Annotated in this window: 24 protein-coding genes, 1 tRNA gene and 1 other RNA gene; 13 read left to right on the top strand and 13 right to left on the bottom strand. The window is 51.7% G+C overall.

Annotated elements, in window-relative coordinates; all coding sequences use genetic code 11:
• Positions 1–3: 3 nt before the first annotated feature.
• From rapZ to V7676_RS04990, 4 genes are read right to left on the bottom strand one after another with little or no spacing between them, the layout of a single operon-like run.
• Positions 4–939 (bottom strand): RNase adapter RapZ, encoded by a 936-nt coding sequence (gene rapZ, locus V7676_RS05005; protein WP_335658542.1) that lies wholly within the window; start codon positions 937–939, stop codon positions 4–6.
• Complete coding sequence (locus V7676_RS05000; RefSeq protein WP_335658541.1) at positions 936–1,370, bottom strand: HPr kinase/phosphorylase; 435 nt, start codon at positions 1,368–1,370, stop codon at positions 936–938. Before V7676_RS05000 ends, rapZ begins: the two co-directional genes overlap by 4 nt.
• Positions 1,367–2,956 (bottom strand): ATP-binding protein, encoded by a 1,590-nt coding sequence (locus tag V7676_RS04995; protein WP_335658540.1) that lies wholly within the window; start codon positions 2,954–2,956, stop codon positions 1,367–1,369. Before V7676_RS04995 ends, V7676_RS05000 begins: the two co-directional genes overlap by 4 nt.
• Positions 2,928–3,632 (bottom strand): response regulator transcription factor, encoded by a 705-nt coding sequence (locus V7676_RS04990; RefSeq protein ID WP_335658539.1) that lies wholly within the window; start codon positions 3,630–3,632, stop codon positions 2,928–2,930. Before V7676_RS04990 ends, V7676_RS04995 begins: the two co-directional genes overlap by 29 nt.
• 263 nt (positions 3,633–3,895) lie before the next feature.
• Here V7676_RS04990 and V7676_RS04985 point away from each other — a divergent pair, with 263 nt between their 5' ends.
• Positions 3,896–5,491 (top strand): phosphoenolpyruvate carboxykinase, encoded by a 1,596-nt coding sequence (locus V7676_RS04985; protein ID WP_335658538.1) that lies wholly within the window; start codon positions 3,896–3,898, stop codon positions 5,489–5,491.
• A gap of 14 nt (positions 5,492–5,505) precedes the next feature.
• Here the strand turns inward: V7676_RS04985 and V7676_RS04980 are convergent, their stop codons facing one another.
• Positions 5,506–6,258, bottom strand: a complete 753-nt coding sequence (locus V7676_RS04980) for a hypothetical protein (RefSeq protein ID WP_335658537.1) — start codon at positions 6,256–6,258, stop codon at positions 5,506–5,508.
• A gap of 175 nt (positions 6,259–6,433) precedes the next feature.
• Between V7676_RS04980 and V7676_RS04975 the strand changes: the two genes are divergently transcribed.
• On the top strand, positions 6,434–6,646 hold the full coding sequence (locus tag V7676_RS04975) for a hypothetical protein (protein WP_335658536.1): 213 nt from the start codon (positions 6,434–6,436) through the stop codon (positions 6,644–6,646).
• A 4-nt stretch (positions 6,647–6,650) separates the two neighbouring features.
• On the opposite strand, the gene V7676_RS04970 is transcribed toward V7676_RS04975, so the two are convergent.
• Complete coding sequence (locus V7676_RS04970) at positions 6,651–7,307, bottom strand: alpha/beta hydrolase (RefSeq protein ID WP_335658535.1); 657 nt, start codon at positions 7,305–7,307, stop codon at positions 6,651–6,653.
• 146 nt (positions 7,308–7,453) lie between these two features.
• Between V7676_RS04970 and V7676_RS04965 the strand changes: the two genes are divergently transcribed.
• The 9 genes from V7676_RS04965 to V7676_RS04925 all read left to right on the top strand — a co-directional run bounded on the left by V7676_RS04965 (position 7,454) and on the right by V7676_RS04925 (position 16,356).
• Positions 7,454–8,527 (top strand): cysteine desulfurase family protein, encoded by a 1,074-nt coding sequence (locus V7676_RS04965; protein ID WP_335658534.1) that lies wholly within the window; start codon positions 7,454–7,456, stop codon positions 8,525–8,527.
• A gap of 4 nt (positions 8,528–8,531) precedes the next feature.
• A complete protein-coding gene (locus tag V7676_RS04960) occupies positions 8,532–9,641 on the top strand; it encodes a cysteine desulfurase family protein (RefSeq protein ID WP_335658533.1) in 1,110 nt (369 codons plus the stop codon).
• Positions 9,642–9,643: 2 nt separating this feature from the next.
• Entirely contained in the window at positions 9,644–9,985 is a 342-nt protein-coding gene (locus V7676_RS04955) for a 2Fe-2S iron-sulfur cluster-binding protein (protein ID WP_335658532.1), read from the top strand.
• 14 nt (positions 9,986–9,999) lie between these two features.
• Positions 10,000–10,920: a class A beta-lactamase gene (bla, locus tag V7676_RS04950; protein ID WP_335658531.1), complete on the top strand. Its 921-nt coding sequence runs from the start codon at positions 10,000–10,002 to the stop codon at positions 10,918–10,920.
• 54 nt (positions 10,921–10,974) lie between these two features.
• Positions 10,975–11,069, top strand: an RNA gene (ffs, locus tag V7676_RS04945) — signal recognition particle sRNA small type.
• Between the two features lie 78 nt (positions 11,070–11,147).
• Positions 11,148–12,959, top strand: a complete 1,812-nt coding sequence (locus V7676_RS04940) for a DNA polymerase III subunit gamma/tau (RefSeq protein ID WP_335658530.1) — start codon at positions 11,148–11,150, stop codon at positions 12,957–12,959.
• Positions 12,956–13,291, top strand: a complete 336-nt coding sequence (locus V7676_RS04935; RefSeq protein ID WP_335658529.1) for a YbaB/EbfC family nucleoid-associated protein — start codon at positions 12,956–12,958, stop codon at positions 13,289–13,291. Before V7676_RS04940 ends, V7676_RS04935 begins: the two co-directional genes overlap by 4 nt.
• 113 nt (positions 13,292–13,404) lie before the next feature.
• Positions 13,405–15,840, top strand: a complete 2,436-nt coding sequence (gene lon, locus V7676_RS04930; RefSeq protein WP_335658528.1) for an endopeptidase La — start codon at positions 13,405–13,407, stop codon at positions 15,838–15,840.
• A gap of 240 nt (positions 15,841–16,080) precedes the next feature.
• Entirely contained in the window at positions 16,081–16,356 is a 276-nt protein-coding gene (locus V7676_RS04925) for an HU family DNA-binding protein (RefSeq protein ID WP_074205352.1), read from the top strand.
• A 198-nt stretch (positions 16,357–16,554) separates the two neighbouring features.
• On the opposite strand, the gene V7676_RS04920 is transcribed toward V7676_RS04925, so the two are convergent.
• Positions 16,555–16,845 (bottom strand): DUF167 domain-containing protein, encoded by a 291-nt coding sequence (locus V7676_RS04920; RefSeq protein ID WP_335658527.1) that lies wholly within the window; start codon positions 16,843–16,845, stop codon positions 16,555–16,557.
• Positions 16,845–17,162, bottom strand: coding sequence for a helix-turn-helix domain-containing protein (locus V7676_RS04915; RefSeq protein ID WP_335658526.1), 318 nt, complete (start codon positions 17,160–17,162; stop codon positions 16,845–16,847). The genes V7676_RS04920 and V7676_RS04915 overlap by 1 nt, the downstream gene beginning before the upstream one ends.
• 108 nt (positions 17,163–17,270) lie before the next feature.
• Here V7676_RS04915 and V7676_RS04910 point away from each other — a divergent pair, with 108 nt between their 5' ends.
• Together V7676_RS04910 and V7676_RS04905 are read left to right on the top strand one after the other, a co-directional pair.
• Positions 17,271–17,444, top strand: a complete 174-nt coding sequence (locus tag V7676_RS04910; RefSeq protein WP_335658525.1) for a hypothetical protein — start codon at positions 17,271–17,273, stop codon at positions 17,442–17,444.
• On the top strand, positions 17,431–17,904 hold the full coding sequence (locus V7676_RS04905; protein ID WP_335658524.1) for a DUF983 domain-containing protein: 474 nt from the start codon (positions 17,431–17,433) through the stop codon (positions 17,902–17,904). Before V7676_RS04910 ends, V7676_RS04905 begins: the two co-directional genes overlap by 14 nt.
• Positions 17,905–17,995: 91 nt before the next feature.
• Here the strand turns inward: V7676_RS04905 and V7676_RS04900 are convergent.
• From V7676_RS04900 to mreC, 5 genes are all read right to left on the bottom strand, one after another.
• Positions 17,996–18,071 (bottom strand) — tRNA-Lys (locus tag V7676_RS04900).
• A gap of 68 nt (positions 18,072–18,139) precedes the next feature.
• Entirely contained in the window at positions 18,140–19,252 is a 1,113-nt protein-coding gene (gene rodA / locus V7676_RS04895; RefSeq protein WP_335658523.1) for a rod shape-determining protein RodA, read from the bottom strand.
• Positions 19,253–19,288: 36 nt separating this feature from the next.
• Positions 19,289–21,295, bottom strand: a complete 2,007-nt coding sequence (mrdA, locus tag V7676_RS04890) for a penicillin-binding protein 2 (protein ID WP_335658522.1) — start codon at positions 21,293–21,295, stop codon at positions 19,289–19,291.
• The gene (mreD, locus tag V7676_RS04885; protein ID WP_335658521.1) at positions 21,292–21,807 is read right to left on the bottom strand and encodes a rod shape-determining protein MreD; all 516 of its coding nucleotides are present in this window, start codon (positions 21,805–21,807) and stop codon (positions 21,292–21,294) included. The genes mrdA and mreD overlap by 4 nt, the downstream gene beginning before the upstream one ends.
• Positions 21,807–22,715, bottom strand: coding sequence for a rod shape-determining protein MreC (gene mreC, locus V7676_RS04880; protein WP_335658520.1), 909 nt, complete (start codon positions 22,713–22,715; stop codon positions 21,807–21,809). Before mreC ends, mreD begins: the two co-directional genes overlap by 1 nt.
• Positions 22,716–22,722 lie beyond the last annotated feature (7 nt).

Here is a 22,722-nt window from a genome sequence, read left to right as displayed (position 1 = left end):
CGATTAAATACCCTTACTTCCGTTCAGATCTTGCATGGCTTCTAGCGCGTCCATTGGGCGCGATGCCAGATTACGATGAATAACATTGGGCGAAAAGCCAGCAGCATGCAAGTTTTTGCTCAGCACTTCGGCAATATGTACCGATCTGTGACGCCCGCCGGTGCATCCAATTCCGATATTGACATAAGCTTTGCCTGCTTTGACATATTTGGGGAGCAGGAATTTCAGCATTTCTTCAAATTTTTCCAAGGCTTCCGTATAGGCTGGGTCCTTGGAAATAAATTCTGCCACCGGCGCATCCAGTCCGGTCATCAATTTTAAATCTGCTTCCCAAAACGGATTGGATAGAAAACGGACGTCGAATAGCAGGTCAATATTATTGGGCAGCCCGCGCGAAAAGCCAAAGCTGGTGATGGTTACGGTTGTTATATCGGTATCTTGCACGCTAAATTCTTCGCGAATCTGGCGCTGCAGGTCATTGGTGGATAGGTCGCTGGTATCGATGACATGATCTGCCCAGCGGCGAAACGGTTCAAACTGGCTGCGTTCCAGCGCTATTCCTTCCTTCGCCGGGCGATCCAGCGCCAAAGGATGGCGCCGCCGGGTCTCGCTATAGCGGCGCTCTAGCTCGCCACCGGCGCAATCCAGATAGAGGGTGGAAATGTGATAGTTTTCATTTTGTTGCAGTGCTTTTACACGCTTGATCAGGTCATCAGGATTGAAACCCCGCGTCCGGCTATCAAAGCCGAGTGCCAGCGGCGGATCGGCATCACCGCGAGACCTGGATGGTGGCGTTTTTAGCAAGCCTTCGACGAGCCGGATCGGAAAATTATCAATGGTTTCCCATCCAATATCTTCGAGTGTCTTGAGGGCGGTTGTTTTTCCTGCGCCAGCAAGTCCGGTGATCAACAAAACATGTTTGGTTTTGGTCTTGGTCATGCGCTCTCCGATCCTTTTAAAAGTTGACGCAACGCCATTTCAACCTTGATGGGTGCGCTCGCCTCCGCTGCGTTTAAAGTGATTGTCGGAACGGCCATGGTCATGATTGTTTCAGTTTGGCTGTCCATGGGAAAGCGCGCGGTCGTCGGTTTTAAAAGCACCTGCATCATTAAAGGAATATCGGAAACATGGGGGCAGTCAAAAATGCCGAGGGACCGAAGCTCTATTTTTCCTTCGATATTGGCCGGTGCGTTCAACAATATCCGGCCTTGATCAAGGCGCAACTCGACATAATCATCACTGATCAAGGTGGCCCCGCGGTCTATGAGGCGCAGCGCAAGGTCCGACTTTCCGGAACCGGAAGGCCCAGAGATCATGATTCCTGCGCCCTCAATGGAGACACAGCTGGCGTGAAGCATCGAAGCGGTCATGTCGGTGCCTTGGGCAAGCGTATTTCAAAACACGCGCCTTGCAGTCCATCGGGCCTATCAATGGCCTCTATAGTGCCCTCATGCCCTTCGATTATGGTTTTGGCGATGGCGAGACCAAGTCCGCTATGCTTTCCAAATACTTCCCCTGCGGGCCGATCAGAATGGAAGCGGTTGAAAATATTTTGCCGCTGTTCCTTGGCCACGCCCCGTCCATGATCTGCAACCTGAATGACCACTTCATCGGCATCGGGAGTCGCGAAAATTTCGATCAATCCGTCCGGCGGGGAAAAAGATACCGCATTGTCGAGAATATTGCTGAAGACGCGCTCCAGTCGGTCATCGTCCCCCATGACTGTCGCAACGCCGCGCCCCGGGCGCGCAAAGGCCACTTTTACGCTTTCATTTGTATCGCGCTGTTCTCTGGCGGCGAGTAACTGGTCCAGCATCTTGCCGATATCGACCCGTTCAAATCTCGTCCGCGCTAACTCAGCATCGACGCGTGATGCCTCGGAAATATCGTTTATCAGCCGGTCAATCCGCCGTACATCATCATTGGCAACGTCTAGAAGCTGTCTTCGTAGGTCGGGATCATCAACCCTATCCAAGCCTTCCAGTGCAGACCGAAGCGATGCGAGCGGATTTTTGATTTCATGGCTGACATCGGCGGCAAAGGCCTCGGTGGCGTCAATACGATAGCGCAGCGCACCGCTCATGTCCGCAAGGGCGCGGGCGAGTTGTCCGATTTCGTCGCGTCTGCCGGGCATCCGGGGGACGGTGATTTCAGGCGCGCGGCCCAATCGGACGCGAATTGCCGCCCGCGCCAGCTTTCTGATGGGCTGAACAATTGTTCGGGCCAGAAATAATGATAATAAAACCGATACAATAACGGTCAGGAATATGACCAGCCCGACATTCGAGCGCTCTGCGCGCACGGTCCGCGTGATGTCGCGCGCATTGCTGGTCAGGAGTAAGCGATGGTCGCTGCTCGGCAAATGCGCCGCCGCGAGGATGACTGGAGTCCTGTCCGGGGCATAACGAACAGCGCTATTGGGGGTCAGATTTGTTGAAAGCAATTGCAGTTCGGGCCAAGAAGACGCGATATCAACCTCGGGCTCCGCAAATTTGGTCATGGATTTGCTAAGGACTATAAATTCAATCGATTGATCGAGTGTCCGAGCAACATGTTTCTGCCATGGCTGGGTTTTGGGGTCGATCAGTTTATAAGTGGGCGGAGCCAATTCAAAACTATCGATTATTTTCACGCCGCTTTTGTCATAAAGCCGTAAACGGGCATTTAAATGTTCCGCAAAACCTATGATCAGGTTTTTGCGATTATCGGGTGTCTGGAGGTTTAACGCATCGCTGATAATCTGGGTTTGCAAGCGCGCCTGATCGAGCCGTTCCTCAGTGAGGTCATTCCGGTAGTTATTAAGATAGAATAAGCTGCCCGCCAAAAGTGCAATTGCGAGAAAATTGACGGCCAATATACGGGTGGTAAGCGAAAGCCTTGCGGACCAACGCAGTGACAGCTCAGGATCGTCGATACTGGCGTCAGGCTTATTCGTTGTAGCGATAACCAGCCCCATAAAGTGTATCAATGGCGTCGAATTCCGGATCGACTTCACGAAATTTGCGGCGCAGGCGTTTGATATGGCTGTCGATGGTGCGGTCATCGACGTAAACATCGTCCTGATAGGCCGCATCCATCAACTGGTTCCGGCTTTTGACCACACCCGGTCGATTAGCCAAGGTTTCCAATATCATAAATTCTGTGACAGTCAGTGTAACATTTCCACCATTCCATTTGACCAGATGTCGCGCCGGATCCATTTCTAGATTGCCGCGGACAAGCGGCTCCAACCCTTCGGTTTCAGCATCTTCATCGGATAGCTTTGCCAGTTCGGACCGGCGCAAAATCGATTTGACCCGCGCAATCAGAAGTCTTTGGGAAAAAGGCTTCTTGATATAATCATCAGCGCCCATGGCAAGTCCAAGGGCTTCATCCAGCTCTTCGTCTTTCGAGGTCAGGAATATAACCGGTAAATTGCTTTTCTCGCGCACCCGCCGGAGTAGCTCAAGACCGTCCATTTTCGGCATTTTAATATCAAAAATGCCGAGATCAGGCGGATTGTCGAGTATCGCTTGCAGGGCGGCTTCACTGTCAGAATAGACGCGCGTGATGAATCCTTCCGCCTGCATCGCAATCGATACGGAGGTTAAAATATTCCGATCATCATCAACAAGAGCAATATTTGCGGCCATTGAACGAAGCTATCCCGTTATGATTTGTAAAATTCAACAATGTCGTGACCTAATTGAAGCGCAGCGCCTATACAAGGACGCATGTTTCTATCGGGCACCCTGTGAGGAATGGCCATCGTTGTCATTATGGACGGATTCAGGTAAGAGGCATATATCTGCACTCTGGTGATTTGACCGACTCGTTTGGGTGCGATAAGCGCCACTGAAATTATGCCGAATCCGGCAATCCGTCATACCTGTTTACAAGCCTTAGGGGATTAATTGTGCCAAAACTGTCGTCTGTAACGTTAAAAGATCAAGGCTTTGCCTCAACAGCACAGCAGCATTGGAACCTCGGTGCCCCCGCATTGGTGGAAGCCGCTGTGTCACGTGGTGAGGGACATCTTGCTAAAGACGGTCCATTGGTCGTTGAAACAGGAAGACATACCGGCCGCTCTGCAAATGATAAATTCATTGTGCGCGACGGCGAGACGGAAAATAGCGTCTGGTGGGGCAAAACCAATGTGGGAATGACACCAGAGCATTTTGCCGCGCTGAAGGAAGATTTCCTGAAAGCCATTTCTGATAAAGACACTCTGTTTGTGCAGGATCTATTCGGTGGTTCGCAACCGGAACACCGCGTGAACGTCAGGATTATTAACGAGCTGGCGTGGCATAATCTTTTCATCCGCACGATGCTGGTCCGGCCAACTGATGATGAACTGGCTGGATTCAACCCCGAATATACAATTATAGATTTGCCAAGCTTCAAGGCCGATCCGGAACGTCACGGTACGCGCAGCGAGACCGTTATCGCTGTGAATCTGACCGAGAAGCTCATCCTGATTGGCGGGACTGCTTATGCCGGCGAGATGAAAAAATCGGTATTCGGTTTGCTCAACTATCTGTTGCCGCTCGATTCGGTCATGCCGATGCATTGTTCTGCCAATATGGGGCCAGAAGGCGATACAGCGATTTTCTTTGGCTTGTCGGGAACAGGCAAGACGACCTTGTCGGCAGATGCCAGCCGTACCCTGATCGGTGATGATGAGCATGGTTGGTCCGATACGGCCGTGTTCAACTTTGAAGGTGGTTGTTACGCTAAGATGATCCGCTTGTCGGAAGAAGCAGAACCGGAAATTTATGCGACAACCCGCCGTTTTGGTACGGTGCTGGAAAATGTTGTCATGGACATGGATACACGCGAACTGGATCTGGATGATAGCAGCAAAGCGGAAAATACACGCGCCGCCTATCCCATCGATTTCATTCCCAATTGTTCTGAAAAAAATATGGGGCCAGTTCCCAAAAATGTGATCATGCTGACGGCAGACGCCTTTGGTGTGTTGCCTCCGATCTCACGGTTGACGGCGGAACAGGCTATGTATCACTTCTTGTCTGGTTATACCGCGAAAGTTGCTGGCACGGAAATCGGTGTCACCGAACCAGAAGCGACATTCTCCACATGCTTTGGCGCGCCGTTTATGCCGCGCCATCCTTCGGTTTATGGCAATCTGCTGAAAGAGCGAATCGCCAAAGGCGGTGTTCGTTGCTGGTTGGTGAATACCGGTTGGACCGGCGGAAAATATGGCGAAGGTAGCCGGATGCCGATTAAAGCAACGCGCGCTTTGCTCAATGCGGCGCTGGACGGCAGTTTGAATGACGGTGAATTCCGGATGGATGATAATTTTGGCTTTGAAGTGCCGGTTTCTGTACCTGGTGTTGACAGCGCGATCCTTGATCCGCGTTCAACCTGGTCAGATGGGGCGGCTTATGATGCGACAGCTCAAAAGCTTGTGAAATTGTTCATCGATAATTTTGAGCAATTTGCCGAGCATGTTGATCAAAATGTTCGGGAAGCAGCGCCGATTGCTGTCTAAGTTGTAAATTTCGACTATTGCAATTGTCTCGGTTCATACGGGATGATTGCAACGTCGACAATTTTGCAGTTTGTATCGGGCATTATCGAGAGCTTTTCGCCTTCGACAAAGCCTTCTATCACCATAATTTCGTTGATTTTTCCGTTTGTCGCGATTTCATGCGCAACCCGCACCAGCCGTTTGACGACCTCATTCGGCGCATAGCCTGAAGGAGCGCCGATTTTTATTTCTTGATCAGCGAAATAGGATAGGCCGGATGTCTGAAAGTTTCCTTCGGATGTTTCGGATATCGCTATTTGGGCCAGCACTGGAAAGGGGCCGCCAACGACATAGTGATCAGTGGCTCCGACAAAATAATTAAATCCGATTTGAAGCGCAGCCGGCCGCCAGATAACGCTGGCCGCCTCCACGGATTGCCCAACATATTTGGCCAGCTGTAACATGGCCCGGTTAATGGTCGCATTTTGTTGTGCTGGCTTTATGTGGTCGCTAAGGGATATGCCGATGCTGGATAGTGCGGTTTCGGACCGATCGTAGAATATTGATTGCATATCCTCGGTCAGAAAATCGCGATGCATTACCTCTGCGCTATGTTGGGTCAGGATGAACTCCATGCCGCCAATGACGGCATGCAATCTATCGTGATCCTGATGCACAGGTTGGATCAGCTTGATGATTTTTGATGCCTGACCAGTTAATATGAGGTCGTGCAGACAATATGTCTCCGGAATGTCAGCCATGATCAATAATGGTGTGTCGCTATGCACCTTTTATCCTTACCTGTTTTCGATTCCAGTCAACATGTTCTTTTTATGTTCTGATAGATTTTTGTCCAGAACAGAATTGTTCGGCTTGTCACTATTCATCCAAAATGGATAAATAGTGATCATCGCTTGATATAGTCGCGTTATATCGGCAATATTTCTGAGAAGGAGCCGATTATTGGCTGATTGGATATTATCTGTTTTAATGCTTGCCGGTGCGGGATTGCTGGCGGGCGGCGTTTATTTAATACGCACCGGCAAGAATAAGAAACAAGGCGCACTAATGCTGGTGGCGTCAGTCGTCATGTTTGCAAATGTTGCAATTTGGACAGTGCCCACAGCAGGATCTGAAACAAAGGATAGTCGGGAGTTACCCCATAAACCCAATTAGGCGCTTATTTGATCGGCGAATCAGGCGCGAGGCGCATGTCCAGATAATTGTCCACTGATCCCATCAGTAATTCCATTTCATGTTCATAAAAATGGTTTGCGCGAGGGATTTCATCATGATGGATGGTGATATGTTTCTGGGTACGTAGTTTATCAACGAGCTTTTGAACGGCGCTTGGTGTGACTACTTCATCATTCACGCCCTGAATGATTATCCCGGATGACGGGCACGGGGCGAGAAAGTTGAAATCATACATATTGGCAGGCGGCGATACGGAGATAAAACCGCGCACTTCGGGCCGGCGCATCAAAAGCTGCATGCCGATCCAGGCACCAAAGCTATAGCCCGCAATCCAGGTTGTTTGTGCTTCGGGATGGATGCTTTGTACCCAATCGAGTGCCGATGCCGCATCGGAAAGTTCGCCAATGCCATTGTCGAACACGCCTTGTGAACGCCCAACTCCGCGGAAATTAAACCGCAAAGTTGCAAAGCCGCGCCGCACGAAAGTTTTATACATGGCCTGTGTGATGCGATCATTCATCGTGCCGCCCGCTTGTGGGTGGGGATGAAGGATCATCGCAACCGGCGCACGGTCGCGCGGTCCGGGGCTAAAGCGTCCTTCGAGGCGTCCTTCGGGTCCGGTAAATATTACGTCAGGCATGGCTTTTTCTATTCTATGATAAAGATTGCGATTTGAATGGCGTCAAAAGGTGGAATAGCTTTTGCGCTGATTGAAGCGTCTATATAGGGAGTGTCAAATATTCCGCAACTCTATCCCGCAACCAGTAAAGGGTTTCGCTAACGATAATGTCTGAACAGAAACGCATCTATCTGGATTACGCCGCGACCACGCCGATGCTCGATGTCGCGCGTGAAGCCTGTCTGGAGGGCTTTACGCATTGGGCCAATCCCTCGTCCCCCCATGCAGATGGGCGCGCCGCTGGATCAATGCTTGAAAATGCGCGAAAACGTTTCAAAGACGCCCTTGGCTGGGATGGTGAGGTTATTTTTACCAGCGGGGCTAGCGAAGCCGTTGCCATGGGGTTGAAACAGAGCAAGCCGATGCGGCAGCTAGTTTCTCCTACCGAACATGATGTTGTCCTGCGCTTCTCGGAAGGTGCCACGCCGCTCTCAGTTGACCAAAACGGTATGGTCGTGCCGATGCAGTTAGACAAAATGCTCGAAGCCGAAAAAGAAGCAGCCTTGGTTGTCATCCAATCGGTTAATAACGAAACCGGCGTGATGCAGGATATGGAGGCACTGGCAAAAGTGACGCGGGATCGCGGAGCGGTCCTATTGGCGGATTGCGCGCAATCATCAGGAAAAATGCCGCTTCCCGATGCGGATATGATCATTGTTGCGGGCCATAAATTCGGCGGACCCCCGGGTATAGGCGCGTTGTTGGTTAAAGATTTGCAATTGCTGAAAGCTTATGGCGGCCAAGAACAGGGCTATCGGTCCGGTACGCAAAATCTGCCTTATATTTTGGCAATGGTGGCTGCGTTGGAAGCGCCAACGAATTGGGCAGAGCGGGCATCGGAACTGCGTACCCAACTCGACAATGCGATCAAGGCGGAAGGCGGTGTAGTTATCGCCGAAAATGCACCGCGCATCGCGACGATTGGTAGCTATCACATGCCCGGCGTGGCGGCGAATACACAGCTCATTAAATTTGATATGGCCGGTTTTTCCGTATCTGCGGGCAGTGCCTGTTCGTCCGGCACCTTGAAACCCAGCCATGTGCTGGAGGCTATGGGGATTGATCCGGTGACGGCGCGAGAAGTTATCCGCGTTAGCATTGGCCGTGACACCACGCGCGTGCAAATTTATGAATTTATCGAGCAATGGAAATTAATTTTCAACGCGGCGCGTAAGCCTTAGTCTGATGTCCAAAGCTCCAATCTATCTTGATAATCAGGCGACGACACCGCTCGCTCCCGAAGTATTTGACGTCATGGTGCCATGGCTGCGTGATAATTTCGGTAATCCGCACAGCACCCATATATTGGGCCGGCGGGCAGCGGCCGCTGTTGAGGTCTCAAGAGATCAAATTGCCGAGCTGCTGCCGGAATCGGGCAATATAGTGTTTACCGGCAGTGCGAGCGAAGCCATAAATCTGGCATTTGGAGCGGTCCGTGCCTTGCAAGCGGTTGGCCGAAACAAGATTATCATTCTGGATAGCGAACATGCCGCTGTCCGCGATACGGCGCTATTTTATGAAAAGCAGGGCTTCTTGGTCGAACGGCATCCTGTCGGTTCTGACGGCATAGTGTCACTAGATCGGCTAAGGGCGTCGATTGACGATCGCACAGCACTTGTCGCGGCGATGCTGGTCAATAATGAAATTGGCGTCATTCAGCCAGTGGAAGAGATTGCCGAATTGGCCCATGAACACGGCACGCTGATGTTATGTGATGTGGTTCAAGGCTATGGTCGGGTCGATATACCTGGCAATATTGATATGGCGGCAATATCGGCACATAAAATTTACGGCCCCAAGGGAATCGGCGCTTTATGGGTACGCAGCGGGATTGACTTACCGCCGTTCATTCACGGTGGTGGACAGGAACGCGGTATCCGGTCAGGCACATTGTCGCCTGCTTTATGCGCCGGTTTCGGCATGGCGGCGGCGCTTTGTATCGAACACCGCGAGAGCGATGCGGCGCATATCCAGCGACTGGCAGACATGGCGCAGCGCTGCTTTAAAGACTGGACAATTAATGGTTCATTGGACCAGCGTTATGGCGGGAATCTCAATATCCGCCGGGAAGCTGTTGATGTTGCGCGTTTAATGTCCGATGTTCGTGAAGTAGCGTTTTCAGCAGGATCTGCCTGCGCCAGTGGTTCGGGTCGTCCAAGCCATGTGTTGGCCGCGTTGGGATTGGAAGCGGCGCAGATTAAATCATCTATACGCTTAGGATTTGGTCGCTATAATAGCTTGGAAGACATTGAAAACGCATCTAAACTTATTAATGAAGCAGTCGGGGCGCAGTGAACATGAGTGGGATTAGGGTAAATTTTGTCAGCGCGGATGGTGAGCAGACCGTCACCGCCATAGCTTCAGACGGCGACGATTTATTGACCATCGCACAAATAAATGACCAGCCGCTTGAGGGAACATGTGAAGGGCAAATGGCATGCTCGACCTGCCATGTTATCGTGGCTGCCGAAGATTTTGACCGACTGCCTGAAGCGACCGAGATGGAAGAGGATATGCTCGATCTTGCTGCCGGTGCACGGCGGACCAGCCGTCTGGCTTGCCAAATCACATTGACACCTGAACTGGACGGGCTGACCGTGCATATTCCTTCTGAAAGCCGCAATATGCAGGGATTATAAGCATGTCGGTGCAGATGATCGATCGCCGTGCATTGCTTTTGTCGTCTGGTTTGCTGCTCGTCACTGGTTGTATGGCACCGTCCCGTTGGAATGGCGAAGAAACGCCCCAAACACCGATTTTGGATATGCCCGAAATACGAAAAATAGAAGCACATATCGGCGGAAGATTGGGCGTCGCGCTGGTCGATGGGGAGGGCGCGCTGATTATGTCGCACCGTGGCAGTGAGCGTTTTGCTATGTGCTCAACCTTCAAGGCCGCCTTGGCGTCAGCGCTATTCGCGGCGCATGAAGCAGGGGCGGTCGATATGTTCGTGAAATTTCCGCTAAAGCCGTCCGATGGCGTGCCATATATGCCTTTTGTGGAAAAAAAATTGGCAGCCAAAGAGCCCGTGTCGTTACATGAGCTTGCGGGTGCCGCGATCATAACCAGCGATAATGCAGCGGCCAACCTTGTCTTAAAAGCAATCGGTGGCCCCGAACAATTTACTAATTTCGTTCGCACACAAGGAGATGGCATTACTCGGTTAGATCGCATGGAACCGGAATTAAATGAAAACATCCCCGGTGATCCACGTGATAGCACCAGTCCGGAAGCTATGGGGAAGCTGATGCAAAAGCTGGCCATTGCAGATGCTGCGCTGGATATTGACAAGCTGACTTTGCAAAAATGGATGAAAGACTGCAAAACCGGTGCAAAGCGAATTAGAGCCGGTCTCCCAAAATCTTGGCAGGTGGGCGATAAGACCGGCACAGCACCAGGCGGCATTGCCGTCAATGATATCGCCATATTCTGGCCTAGTAATGCAAAATATGCCATGAAACCGGCCATTTTGACTGTCTATACTGATCGCCCGACCGCAGTCACCAGCGAAGTGGAAGCGGCTATTGCAGATGTCGCCCGGATCGCTGCCGGGCTGATCGCACTCCCGGAATAGATACGGATCGTAAAAGCCCACTTGAATTATGCGCGACTCCTCGCCATATGCGCAGCGGGAGTCGGGTGGACGTAGTGTTCGCCAACCCGGTCAGATCCGGAAGGAAGCAGCCGCAACGATTTTTCTGCGGGTCGCCCGGCTCCTACTTACAAAATTATACGTAGAGTTTTCACTTGGATCGAGGTTTAGGCTTCGACAAGCTGGCGGTGAGCGCCTAAACTGACCTGATGTCCGATTCACACGATATATTTGCTGCTGGCGGCGTGGAAGCGCCGATTGATCCGTTGCCGACCGCAACACAGCCATATCGCGTGCTTGCGCGGAAATACCGGCCGTCCAGCTTTGCGGAACTGATCGGGCAGGATGCAATGGTGCAGACGCTGGGTAACGCGATAAAGCGCGACCGTCTGGCCCATGCTTTCCTGATGACCGGCGTGCGCGGGGTAGGCAAAACATCGACCGCGCGTTTGATAGCCAAGGCGCTCAACTGCATCGGTGAAGACGGGCAGGGCGGACCGACCATAGATCCTTGCGGAAAATGCGAACCGTGCCGCTCTATTGCAGTAGGCAGCTTCATTGACGTCATCGAGATGGATGCGGCCAGCCATACCGGCGTGGACGATGTCCGTGAAATTATTGAGGCTGTGCGCTATTCGTCGGTTTCGGCGCGCTATAAAATATATATTATCGATGAAGTCCACATGCTTTCAAAAAATGCGTTTAATGCGCTTTTGAAAACGCTGGAAGAACCGCCAGCGCATGTGAAATTCATCTTCGCAACAACCGAAGTGAACAAAGTGCCGATAACGGTACTGTCCCGTTGCCAGCGTTTTGATCTCAAGCGGATAAAGGCCGATCAATTATCTGCCCATTTTGCCCATATTGTGGAGCAAGAAGGCGTTCAGGCGGAACAGGAAGCACTCGACCTGATCGCCCAAGCTGCCGAGGGTTCTGTCCGTGACGGTTTGTCCATTCTCGATCAGGCCATTGCCCATGCGGATATGGAAGGCAGTGAAGACGGGAATAGTGACGTCAAGGCGTCGCAAATCCGCGAAATGCTGGGGCTGTCGGATCGCAGCGCGGTGCGGCGGCTATTCGGAAAATTGTTAGAAGCGGATTCTCAGGCGTTGCTCGATGCGATTGACGAGCAATATAGCATCGGCGTTGAGCCGTTGTCATTGATGAACGGGCTGTTATCGCTGAGCCATCAGGTGACTTTATATAAGGTCGGGCGCGCCAATGACCCGACCCTGTCCGACGAAGCCAAGGCGCAATTGGGTGCATGGGCCGAAAAATTATCTTACCCTGTTCTCCATCGTTTATGGCAGCTTCTTCTCAAAGGCTATGAAGAAGTGCAGCAAGCTCATATGCCGCGAGAAGCCTGTGACATGGCCCTTTTGCGGGTGCTTTGTGCTGCCGATATGCCTGACCCCGGTGAATTGGCAAAAATACTGCAACAAGGCCTGCAACAAGGAACATCCGCCGTGCCTCCGGCTCCGGTCGATGCGGCTCTGAGCCCAATTGTGCCACCGATGAATGAAGCGCCGCGTGACGCCTCGGCTATGCAAAAGGCCGATATTCCTGCTGCGGCCGTTGAAGCGGACCCTGTTGCGGCAGAACAGCCTGCGCCATCCAACGGCCTTCCTAAGGATTTCGAGGGGGTCATTAATATTATCGGCGGTGTTTCACCTATATTGGAAAGCATATTAATTGCCGATATGCGTATCGTCAGTTTTTCCGCACCGGTTATTACATATCAGTCCGCGCGCGCAATTGCGGCGTCCGATCTCAAGAAAATTACCGATGCTTTGAATGAATCAACCGGTACAAACTGGACGATCCAAGAGGGGCAGGGGCAAGCAAAACCAAGCATATCCGAACAGGCTGAGCTTGACCGCGACGCAGCCACACAGGCTATATTAGACACCCCGCTGGTAAAGGCCGCGTTTGAGGCTTTTCCTGATGCGGAATTACTGGAAAATGATAACGATCAGGCCCACGTTGAATCCCCGCCTGAAGCAAGGAGCTCACAAGCATGAAATCGATGGAAGAAATGATCAAGGCCGCTCAGGAAGCAGCGCAAACCGTGCAGGCCCAGATGGAAGAAGCACAAACAAAACTCGATAGCATCGAGGTGGAAGGCAAATCCGGTGGCGGGCTTGTGTCGGTAAAAGCCACTGCAAAGGGCCGTATTTTGGGCGTAACTATTGATGACAGCCTGATGAAGTTAGAGGAAAAAGGCATATTGGAAGATTTGGTTGCCGCTGCCTTTAATGATGCGCGTGATAGAGCAGATGCCGTCAGCAACGAAGAAATGGGAAAAATGACCAGCGGCATGGCTTTGCCAGCCGGTTTCAAACTACCCTTTTAATTTATATGCCGGTTTCGGTCGCTTTGATGATTTTAAGGAGCTTGAACTCATCTGAGGATGACCCATATTAAGTCTGAGAGGCGCTGAATTTCGCGCTATAATTTGGAGTTTTAATGTCCCAGTCCGAGTTCACACCCGCTGCCAAGCCTGAATCCAAGGCGCTGCCCCTATTGCCGTTACGCGATATTGTGGTGTTTCCGAATATGATCGTGCCACTTTTTGTGGGCCGCGACAAATCCGTTGTGGCTTTGGAAAAAGCTATGGACGGCGATAAGGAGATTTTTCTGGTCGCACAGTTGGACCCGGCCGAAGATGATCCGGGGCATGATGACCTTTATGATCTGGGCGTCGTTGCGACGGTTTTACAACTACTTAAATTGCCCGATGGCACGGTCCGCGTGTTGGTCGAAGGAAAGCAGCGCGCTAAACATGTTTCGCTCGAAGAGCAAAGCGACGGCTTTGTGCTCGCAAATGTGGAATTGATCGACGAAGAATCGGTGGAAGGTAAAGAAGCCACCGCCTTGATGCGTTCGGTCGTTGAGCAGTTTGAAAATTATTCCAAGCTCAACAAGAAAATGCCTGCGGAAACCGTGGTGCAATTGGGCGAGATCGAAGAAGCGTCCCGTTTGGCGGATGCTGTCGCGGCCAATATCAATGTCAAAGTGGCTGATAAACAGAGCCTGCTGATCGAAAGCGATCCCATGAAGCGCCTTGAAATGGCATTTGCCTTCATGGAGGGCGAGCTTGGTGTGCTTCAGGTTGAGAAGAAAATTCGTGGCCGCGTGAAGCGTCAGATGGAGAAAACCCAGCGCGAATATTATCTCAACGAGCAGATGAAAGCGATCCAGCGCGAATTGGGCGACGGCGAAGACGGCGATGTTGACGAGATGTCAGAGCTAGGCAAGAAAATCGAGGAGATGAAACTCTCCAAGGAAGCCAAAGCTAAAGCGACAGCGGAATATAAAAAGCTGAAAGGCATGCAGCCGATGTCAGCGGAAGCCACGGTTGTGCGTAATTATCTCGACGTTCTTTTGGGACTGCCTTGGGGCAAGAAATCCCGCTTGAAGAAAGATATTAAGCAGGCTGAAAAAGTTCTCGATGACGACCATTTCGCTTTGGAAAAAGTGAAAGAGCGGATCATTGAATATCTTGCTGTGCAGACGCGAACGAATAAATTGAAAGGCCCGATCCTTTGCCTTGTTGGACCTCCAGGTGTCGGTAAGACTTCGTTGGGCCGGTCCATTGCCCGTGCAACAGGCCGTGAATTTGTACGTCAATCATTGGGCGGCGTTCGTGACGAGGCTGAAATTCGTGGACATCGCCGGACCTATATTGGTTCACTACCCGGTAAGATTGTTTCCAACCTGAAAAAGGCTGGTACCTCCAACCCGCTATTCTTGCTCGACGAGATCGATAAGCTGGGTCAGGATTTCCGCGGCGATCCGGCTTCGGCCCTGCTCGAAGTGCTTGACCCTGAACAGAATGACAAATTCCAGGACCATTATCTGGAAATTGATATCGACCTTTCGGATGTCATGTTTGTCACGACAGCAAACACGCTTAATCTGCCGCAGCCGTTGCTGGACCGGATGGAGATCATCCGGCTTGAAGGCTATACGGAAGACGAGAAGGTCGAAATTGCAAAACGCCATCTGGTTGAAAAGCAGATCGACGCGCACGGCTTGAAAAAGGGCGAATTTTCGTTGCATGACGACGCCCTGCGTGATCTGATCCGCTATTATACCCGTGAAGCTGGTGTGCGGACCCTGGAGCGTGAAATCGCCAAGCTCGCCCGGAAAGCGTTGCGCCGTATATTAGAAGGCGAATATAAGAGCGTAGAAATTACGCCCGATAATCTTTCTGAATATGCCGGTGTCCGTAAATTCCGCCACGGTGAGGGTGAAGAAGAAAATCAGGTTGGCGCTGTAACCGGCTTGGCATGGACGGAAGTGGGCGGCGAATTGCTGACCATCGAATCCGTGACTGTCTCGGGCAAAGGTCACATCAAGACAACCGGTACATTAGGCGACGTGATGAACGAGTCTATTCAGACCGCTTTGTCGTTCGTAAAGGCGCGCGCGCCAACTTACGGGATTAAGCCGAGCTTCTTTGCACGGAAAGACATTCATATCCATTTACCGGAAGGCGCAGTGCCAAAAGACGGTCCATCTGCTGGCGTTGGCATCGTTACGGCGATTGTTTCCACGCTGACAGGCATTGCGGTGCGCCGCGATGTGGCAATGACCGGCGAAGTTACTTTGCGCGGCCGCGTATTGCCGATCGGCGGTCTCAAAGAGAAATTGCTGGCCGCTTTGCGCGGAGGAATTACCACTGTGTTAATTCCGGCGGAGAATGAAAAGGATCTGGTGGAGATACCGGATGCTATTACTTCCTTGCTCAAGATCATTCCTGTCAAGCACGTGGACGAAGTCCTCGCGCTGGCGTTGACGGAAAAACTGGAGCCGATTGAGTGGAGTGATGCAGATGAATTGGCAAGTCACGCGACTGCTCCGGTTGTTGATGATACCGGGTCTGCAGCTCGGCATTAACCGCAGATCAGCGCGATTCGTAACGATTCCCTGCCTCTAGGATTGTTGATAGTTGGAAACTAGAATGGGCCGAAAATGTCCAAAAGATGAGAAAATATAACCATTTGACATAAATATTGCATCTTTGACCTAAGAATTGGCGGTTTTCCTTTGACTCAAGGGGCACTCTTGTAGTTACTGACGCCCGACAAGGTAGCGATTCAATCAAGAATTACTTTTAGAGAAGGGGGGATACCCATTATGAATAAACAGGATCTTATCAGTAGCGTTGCAGACCACAGTGGACTTAGCAAAAGCGATGCCGGCAAAGCCGTTGACGCAGTTTTTGATTCTATCACCGGTTCGTTGAAGAGCGGCAATGAAGTCCGTCTCGTCGGTTTCGGAACATTCTCTACTTCAAAGCGTAAAGCTTCTACAGGCCGCAACCCACGCACGGGTGAGCCAATGCAGATTCCAGCATCTACACAAGCGAAATTCAAAGCCGGTAAAGGCTTGAAAGACGCCGTTAACAAGTAAATAAATCGGGGAGTGTTTAGGCACTCCCCTTTTTTTTCGCACTTTGTTTGAAAAAAATTCAGGCGGGTTCCTATGGGGCCCGCCTTTTTCGTTGGTTTAAGCAAGAAAGCTCAGCATTCTGTGCATGACTGTTTCGAGGGCGCACATCCGCTCTTTGGCAAGCAATGATTTTGGTGGAAAGAGTTAAGGGCTCCACAATTAATGTGGAATAGTAATGACCTTGTTTCTTGCATTATTCCCACGAACAATTGCGAGCGATGATTTCGGCAGCCGAAGCGCTTTGGAGAGCAGTTTTAAAACGGCTATATTGGCTTTTCCGTCCTCAGGGGTCGCCGTAACGCGGATAAGTAATGCACCGGCAGGCCCCGCTTCTTTCGGCATGGCAATGCTATTTTTACCCGCATTTGGTACGACCTTTATTGTAAGCTCGCCGTCTTTAACGAGCGACAAAATCTCCGTGGCGAGGGGGAAGTGATTTTTTTTAGCCATTATCTTTTGCTATTAAGCTCTGCCTGATCGAAAAGAGCCGAAACGACGGTACTGGCAGACTTGCCTTCCACGTTCTCGCGTAAACGTACCCCGCGACCACTGCCCAGACTTTGTGCATTGTCGCCGATAAGTTCAATGCCCTGCTTTTCAAGCGCGCGAATGACTTTCACCAAGGTTTCGATGACACCGCGCACTTGTCCGTCCGATGCTTCCATCCGCTGTATTGTGGGCAAGGAAAGCCCGGCCAACTCAGCCAGTTTTCGCTGATCAATGCCGAGTAGAGCCCGGGCTGCACGCATTTGCTGTGAGGTAATCATTGATAGCTCCTGATATATTAAACATCAAATATTAGCTTTATAGCATCAGCTTTAAACTGTATAGGCACATCTCATCAACAGCAATCGATAACCAAACCGGAGGCCAATATGGTGATCGTCACGATCATTGTAATTTCGATCATACTCATGGCGCTCTTTATCGGCGTGACCATATTGGGCGGCCAATCGCATGACCGTGCGAATGAAACCGCTAAACGGCGCGCACGAGAGCAGGACGATCGAAAAAGCAGCGAAGAGGATCACGATAATGGCGGAATATGACACTATGGTTGATCGTTTCTATCAGGACAGAAACGCCAAAGCGGATGAAGACAAAGCCAATTTAGTAGCTCCAATGCCCAGCCACGACTGGCATCTTCCGCAAACTGCGTGGCAGGCGGTATGGCGCGGCATGTGTAATCGCTGTCCAAGCTGCGGAGAGACCAAATTCTTTCCCAAATTACTCAAACCGATAGAGCGTTGCCAGCACTGCCATCAGGATTGGACGCTGCAGCAAGCAGATGATTTTCCGGCTTATCTTGCCATAATTTTGACCGGTCATATCATGGCGCCGATCATGATTGCTATCATCAGCAATACAAATCTTCCGCTTTGGGGAAATATGGTCATCATCCTTTCGATGGCAATGTTTCTGATTGGCGTTTTACTCCAGCCCGCCAAAGGAGCTGTTATCGCCGTTCAGTGGTGGATGGGCTTGCACGGATTTACCAAACCTCGGTAGGCAAGGAACCGGCATACATCAGACACAGAGCAGAATGTGGGTCCCCAATGGACAAGCTCAACGCCAAAACATCCGTAAGTCATTGAAAAAATGGTGGACGCTGTTGGTTTCGAACCAACGACCCGCTGATTAAGAGTCAGCTGCTCTACCAACTGAGCTAAGCGTCCGCATTTTCAATAGGGTCTATATAGGGCCGAGCGCCGAATGAACAACCATCTTCTTGCCGAATATCATTTTATCCAAAAGTACCGCTGCGGCGGCCCGGATGCCGGTCAATCGACATCAACATTCCGATGCAAATCATGACGGTCATCATCGATGAACCTCCGTGGCTGAGAAAGGGCAGGGGAATGCCAACCACGGGCGCAAGGCCCATGACCATCATCAGGTTAATCGCGACGTAGAAAAATATGGTCGTCGTAAGGCCTGCGGCTAAAAGCTGGAAGAACCGCGTCTTTGCTTTCAAGGCAACAAGAAGGCCCCAGCGGAATAGCAGGAAGAACGCAAATAGCACGGCGATGCCGCCCACAAGCCCCCATTCCTCCGCCATGGTGGCAAAGACAAAGTCCGTATGGCCTTCGGGAAGATAATCGAGATGACTTTGCGTACCGTTCATAAAGCCTTTGCCAAATATACCACCCGAACCAATGGCGATTTTCGACTGGCTGATATGATAGCCCGCGCCAAGAGGATCGTTTTCCGGGTTCATGAAGGTCGTCACACGGCGCTGTTGATATTCTTCCAGTCCAAAGAAAAAGGCGATCGGGGCGATGATTGCAATGGTTGCTGCCCCGCCGACAAATAACCGCAATGGTAAGCCAGCGAGAAAAGCCACGGTTATAGCGCCTGCAACGACTGTGATGGTTGTACCAAGATCGGGTTGTATCAGGATCAACACGCAGGGGACGCCGAGCAGAGCCAATAGCGGCCATATCGCCCCCCATGTTCTTATCTGGCCCGCAGGTAAAAGATCATAGAAACGCGCGACCGCTAAGATGATGGCGGGCTTCATCAACTCTGACGGCTGTATCCGAATGAAACCGAGATTGAGCCATCTTTGGCTACCGCCGCCGACCGCTCCGATTAGTTCTACACCCAGCAGCATGATAACAACACCGATGTAAACCGGAAATGCAATGGCTTTCCAGAAATTCTCCTTCAGCCGTGAAAATACAATAGCCATGCTGAGGAAGACAAGAAACCGGATCATGTGGAGGCCGGCCCAAGGGGTCAGACTGCCGCCTGCGGCAGAATAGAGAACAACGAAACCAAAGCTCGCCAGCGCCAAAAGCAGTAAAATCGTTCTCCAAGGGAGCTGCGCAATCGGTGCGGGAATAAAATCGTTCAACGGCTGTGGTCCCGTTTACCAAATTGGTTCATCGCCTTAATCGCTCAATTCAGTGGTTGGTGTCTCAGTGGCTTGTGCTCCGGTGGTTGGTGCCTCTGTGGTCGGCGACGCGCCCTCTGGAGTCTTGGGAGCCTTGGTAGGCACCGGTTCCGCGCCAATTTTCCTGCGATAGGCGGTCATTTTCTGATCCATACGCTCTGCAATTGTACCGCCCCAACCTTTCTCAAGATCGGTCAGAACATTCATTGCTTTCTCTTTGTCGAACAAAAATGTCATGACGTCACGGGCGACCGGATAGGCCGCACCAGACCCGCCGCCATGTTCAATGACCACCGCGGCGGCATAGCGGGGATTATCTGCGGGTGCGAAGCTGACGAACAGGCCATGATCGCGATATTTCCACGCCACATCTTTGCCGCCGCGACCATGGTCAAGATTGACCACTTGCGCCGTCCCCGTTTTGCCCGCGAGTTTGACATTCTCCAGCGGTAGCCGAGCGCGTCCTGCGGTTCCGGCTCCGTTAACAACCTCGCTCATGGCGTCATGGATATAGGCAATATGCTTAGGGTCAATATTCAGCGTTTTTGCGGGCGGTCTTTTTGTGTTGGCCAAAAGATTGGGCATCAACGACTTGCCAGTGGCGATACGCGCGGCCATCACCGCCAGTTGAAGCGGGCTGGCCAGCATATAGCCTTGTCCAATGGTCGCATTGACAGTGTCATAGGCTTGCCACGGTTTGTTATATTTTTTCATCTTCCACTGCGGATCGGGCACTGTGCCGTAAAATTGGCTAGCCACTGGCAGCGGAAATTCCTGACCCAGACCGAGGCGATTGGCCATCAGGGCAATAGGATTCATCCCGATTTTCTGAGCGAAATGATAGAAATAGACGTCACAGCTTTGATAAATGCCCTTGGCCATATTAACCCGGCCGTGCCCGCGCCTGTTCCAGCACCGAAAAACGCGGTTGCCGACCCGAAGGCCGCCGTTGCAGTTCACCGTCTCGTCCGGGCTCAGGCCTGCCTCCAGAAACGCCAATCCCACCATTGGTTTAATTGTTGAACCGGGTGGAAATAAGCCCTTTAAAGATTTGTCCCGAAGGGGCACATGGTCGTCATCCCGTAACATGCCATATTCAGTCTGCCCGATGCCGTCTGAAAAGCTATTGGGATCGAACGACGGCATGGAGGTCATCGTCAAAATATCACCGGTCTTGCAATCGATCACAACCACAGAGCCGGATTCAGGCCCCAAGCGGCGCGCGGCATAATCTTGCAAATCAATGTCGAGTGTAAGCTGTAAGGCTTTGCCGGGCGTGTCCGGCCTTGAGTCGAGCTCTCGCACGATTTTTCCGCGCGCGGTGACTTCAACCCGCTTCGCGCCGGGTTTTCCCTGCAAACGGTCTTCAAATATCTTTTCGAGGCCGTCCTTGCCGATTTTATAGCCTGGTGTGACTAATATGGGATCAGGATTTGCTTTATAGTCTTCGGCAGAGGCTATCCCGACATAGCCGACCAAATGGCCGATCGCAGGGCCAGTAGGATAATATCTTGAAAAACCTTGGCGCGGAGATACGCCGGGCAAATCGGGAAGGCGCACGCTGACCGCTGCAAAACTTTCCCAGTCCAGTCCGGTTGCAACCTGAACCGGCTGAAAGCTGCTCGCTTGTTTCAGCTCCTTATTGATCCGGTCAATCGCTTCCTGATCCAGCGATAAAAGCTCCGCGAGCGTTGCGACGGTCTTTTTCTTGTCCTTCATCCGGTCGGGGATCAGGTCGACCCGGAAATCTGTTTTATTATTCGCAATCGGTTTGCCGTGACGGTCAATCAACCATCCGCGCCGTGGCGGTACCAGTGTCAAATTGACGCGGTTGCTTTCCGATAGAAGCTGATAGCGTTCATTCTCAGCCACCGAAATATAAGCCATGCGTCCGGCAAGCAAAACACCAATGCCAACTTGTAACCCGCCAACGACGGTCGCGCGCCGAGAAAAGGTGAGTTCCTGAACCGCGCCGCTGATGGTTTTTCCGCTCTTTATGCTCATATCGCAACCCGCCAATTATCAATCGTACCAATCAAGCGTGTGACGAAAGGATATAGCAAGACCGACAGCAGGATTTGCGGCACCAATATTTCCAGCCGGAGCAAGTTGCTTTGGAAGTCGATGATGAGCATCCCGCATATTAGCACAAAAATAATGGAAAGCGAGGCTATGAGCCAGTCTTGCCAATAATCACGGCCAACGCCGCGCCTATCAAGCGCATCTAGTGCAATAAAAACCACCGACCATAAAAAGGCAGCACTGCCGAATGGTTGCCCACTGAAAATATCATCGACTATGCCCAGGGGAAACCCCACCCATATCGGCCAATAGCCGGGACGGATCATCCGCCATGACAAGAGCACCAACAGCCCGAGGGGCGGGAGGATGGGATAATCTGTTATTATAGGCAGCGCAGTGACCATCGAGGCAAGGATGACGGTGATCGACGGTATAAACTTAATACGTAACTGGGACGGTTGCCGGTTGATTCGCGAACGATAGGGTTTTGCCATTACTCGCCGCCTTCAATTTCCGCCTCGGCCTCGTCAATTTTTTCCTGTTTTATCGCTGCCACGGTCTCGGCTTGAAACATGGGCTGTACGATCACATGGCTCACTTTTGCCGAATTGGCCAATATCCGGGCAATGGCGCCGGTATCGGTTTTGCGAATGACAACGGCTACGGGAATGCCGGGCGCATAAAGCCCGCCACTGCCCGATGTGATCAGCAGATCCCCGCCCTTAAAAGGGTTCGTGCCAAGGTTTATGGGACGGATGTCCACCGTGCCATCGCCGCGACCGGTCGCAAAGGCAGGTAGTTCGTCGCTCGCCCGTTTAACCGGGGTTACGTTTTGACTATCAGAGACTAATAAAATCCGGGCGGTTGTTGGACCGGCTTCGACAACCCGTCCGACCAAACCTTCGGGAGCACGCACTGGTTGACCGATTAATATGCCGTCGGTGATTCCGAGACCTAGGGTTGCCATGCGGCGAGAACTGGAGGCGGTCGAACTGATCAAACGGGCCATGCCAATGGCATCGGGAACTTCTTTTTCCAGTTTTAGCAACCGCTTCAATCGCTCATTTTCCTGCTTCAGGGAGCGTGCTTCCAAAATTTCGATGCGGTTTTTTTTCAATTCGCGTTTCATTGCGGTATTTTTGGATGCCGCGTTAAAATAGGCAGCTATATTCTCTCCAACATTGCCGGTTGCGCTACCGGCGTCCGATAATGTTTTACTCACGGGTGCAGTGGCCTCTGCTCCAATAGTGCGGAGCACGGAAAAGCCCTGAGGATCAAAAATAGAAATAAGCAGCAAGAGGAATCCCACGATTGCTCCCAATATGCCCAGCAAGTAGCTTGCGAATATGCTATATTGCGCCCGCTTGGAAAATCCTGGGCGCCGGTTCTTTGGCGGCGCCATCCCTGCT

Origin of the sequence: Parasphingorhabdus sp. (assembly GCF_036963805.1) — a bacterium.
GTDB lineage: Bacteria > Pseudomonadota > Alphaproteobacteria > Sphingomonadales > Sphingomonadaceae > Parasphingorhabdus.
Note: the sequence above shows the minus strand (reverse complement) of the source record. Positions and strands in the feature narration are given on the sequence as shown.

Bases quoted from the DNA above. Each gene is read 5' to 3' on its own strand.
- V7676_RS04995 (WP_335658540.1), bottom strand. From the start codon at position 2,956: ATGGGGCTGGTTATCGCTACAACGAATAAGCCTGACGCCAGTATCGAC.
- V7676_RS04905 (WP_335658524.1), top strand. From the start codon at position 17,431: ATGGCGGAATATGACACTATGGTTGATCGTTTCTATCAGGACAGAAAC.
- V7676_RS04910 (WP_335658525.1), top strand. From the start codon at position 17,271: ATGGTGATCGTCACGATCATTGTAATTTCGATCATACTCATGGCGCTC.
- V7676_RS04965 (WP_335658534.1), top strand. From the start codon at position 7,454: ATGTCTGAACAGAAACGCATCTATCTGGATTACGCCGCGACCACGCCG.
- V7676_RS05000 (WP_335658541.1), bottom strand. From the start codon at position 1,370: ATGACCGCTTCGATGCTTCACGCCAGCTGTGTCTCCATTGAGGGCGCA.
- V7676_RS04970 (WP_335658535.1), bottom strand. From the start codon at position 7,307: ATGCCTGACGTAATATTTACCGGACCCGAAGGACGCCTCGAAGGACGC.
- mrdA (WP_335658522.1), bottom strand. From the start codon at position 21,295: ATGAGCATAAAGAGCGGAAAAACCATCAGCGGCGCGGTTCAGGAACTC.
- V7676_RS04925 (WP_074205352.1), top strand. From the start codon at position 16,081: ATGAATAAACAGGATCTTATCAGTAGCGTTGCAGACCACAGTGGACTT.
- bla (WP_335658531.1), top strand. From the start codon at position 10,000: ATGATCGATCGCCGTGCATTGCTTTTGTCGTCTGGTTTGCTGCTCGTC.
- rapZ (WP_335658542.1), bottom strand. From the start codon at position 939: ATGACCAAGACCAAAACCAAACATGTTTTGTTGATCACCGGACTTGCT.
- mreD (WP_335658521.1), bottom strand. From the start codon at position 21,807: ATGGCAAAACCCTATCGTTCGCGAATCAACCGGCAACCGTCCCAGTTA.
- V7676_RS04955 (WP_335658532.1), top strand. From the start codon at position 9,644: ATGAGTGGGATTAGGGTAAATTTTGTCAGCGCGGATGGTGAGCAGACC.
- V7676_RS04940 (WP_335658530.1), top strand. From the start codon at position 11,148: ATGTCCGATTCACACGATATATTTGCTGCTGGCGGCGTGGAAGCGCCG.
- V7676_RS04960 (WP_335658533.1), top strand. From the start codon at position 8,532: ATGTCCAAAGCTCCAATCTATCTTGATAATCAGGCGACGACACCGCTC.
- lon (WP_335658528.1), top strand. From the start codon at position 13,405: ATGTCCCAGTCCGAGTTCACACCCGCTGCCAAGCCTGAATCCAAGGCG.
- mreC (WP_335658520.1), bottom strand. From the start codon at position 22,715: ATGGCGCCGCCAAAGAACCGGCGCCCAGGATTTTCCAAGCGGGCGCAA.
- V7676_RS04990 (WP_335658539.1), bottom strand. From the start codon at position 3,632: ATGGCCGCAAATATTGCTCTTGTTGATGATGATCGGAATATTTTAACC.
- V7676_RS04920 (WP_335658527.1), bottom strand. From the start codon at position 16,845: ATGGCTAAAAAAAATCACTTCCCCCTCGCCACGGAGATTTTGTCGCTC.
- V7676_RS04935 (WP_335658529.1), top strand. From the start codon at position 12,956: ATGAAATCGATGGAAGAAATGATCAAGGCCGCTCAGGAAGCAGCGCAA.
- V7676_RS04915 (WP_335658526.1), bottom strand. From the start codon at position 17,162: ATGATTACCTCACAGCAAATGCGTGCAGCCCGGGCTCTACTCGGCATT.